This is a genomic window from Actinospica durhamensis (assembly GCF_018139695.1).
In the GTDB taxonomy this organism is placed as follows: domain Bacteria; phylum Actinomycetota; class Actinomycetes; order Streptomycetales; family Catenulisporaceae; genus Actinospica; species Actinospica durhamensis.
In genome coordinates this window covers 1-1,125 of sequence record NZ_JAGSOG010000603.1, presented here as the reverse complement: position 1 = coordinate 1,125, position 1,125 = coordinate 1, and the positions used below count along the sequence as shown (strand labels likewise).

Here is a 1,125-nt window from a genome sequence, read left to right as displayed (position 1 = left end):
CGCCCTGATCACAGCACTCGAAGAAACCACCCGGACGGAGCACGCCGACAAGCCCGTCAAGCAACTGCGCGCCGCATAGAATCAACCCAGACCGTCACCGAAGATCCACGAGACTCGGGACAACCTCATGTCGGGTGGCGCGGTCCTTACTCTGAGCGATATGCGAGGTCAGGTGGCGGACGCGTCAGAGTTGGGCCCGTTGCTTGCGCGGGACGGGGTGGTGCTGTTCCGCCACGGCACCCCCGCCCGACTGCTCCACCTGCTCGAGTACGCGGCCGAAGTCCGTCTCCATCCGCACGGCACCGTCCGCGGCGAGACGGTGATCGAACCGCGTCCGTCCCCAGGCGTGGTCGGTGGTGCGGGGTTCTCCAGGCTCGCCCTGGCCCCGCACACCGACCGCGCGCTCACGCCGCGTCCTCCGACGCTCGTCGCGGTACTGATCGAACGCGCTGCTCCCGTTGGTGGCCACAGCCTCCTCGCGGACGCCCGTGCGCTCTCGCTGCCCGCCCCTGCTAAATTCCGTTCCCTGATGCTCGAGGCCGGATCAGCCGGCGCCTACCCCATTTTCGAATCGAGCGCCGGACTCATCCGGATCCGCTACCGCGAAGACGACGTCGCGCGGCCACACGCCGCACGTGCCGAAGACAGGACCGTTCTCTCAGCCTTGCGCGCACTCGGTGCCCGTGCCGAGGTATGCGTTCTCGGTGACGGTGAGGGATATCTTGCGCACAATTGCCGCGTGTTGCACGGACGCACTGCGTTTCGGGGATATCGCAGAGCGACGCGGTACCTGGCCGACCTGCGCTCAGCACATCCCTATGCGTGGATGAACGAGGGATTTCTGCCGAAGGCGAACTGAGGGGGAGCAGTGTCACCACAGTCGAACCTGTCCCGGATTCAAGCGGTCGCGCGCGAACTGGCTGGCCTGCCTGAACAGTCGCGCACAAACTTTCCGTTCGCAGCGCGGCAGATCCTGGCGCGGACACGGAATATTGAAGTGGGGTGCCCCGAAGATCTTGGACACTGGTCCTCCGATAGGCTTATGCCTAGATTGAGAGGAAACAGTGGATAAAGGTGGAGCTGGCAAGGGCAGCGGACGCCGCTGGTACTCGCCGGAGTTCAAGG

1 protein-coding gene is annotated in these 1,125 nt (G+C 65.2%); it reads left to right on the top strand.

Annotated features, from left to right (window positions below):
* Positions 1-160: 160 nt before the first annotated feature.
* A complete protein-coding gene (locus tag KDL01_RS41310) occupies positions 161-859 on the top strand; it encodes a TauD/TfdA family dioxygenase (protein ID WP_212534173.1) in 699 nt (232 codons plus the stop codon).
* Positions 860-1,125: the final 266 nt, after the last annotated feature.

What these genes read in the sequence shown, in the direction of transcription:
- KDL01_RS41310 (WP_212534173.1), top strand. Translation starts at nt 161, where the DNA reads ATGCGAGGTCAGGTGGCGGACGCGTCAGAGTTGGGCCCGTTGCTTGCG.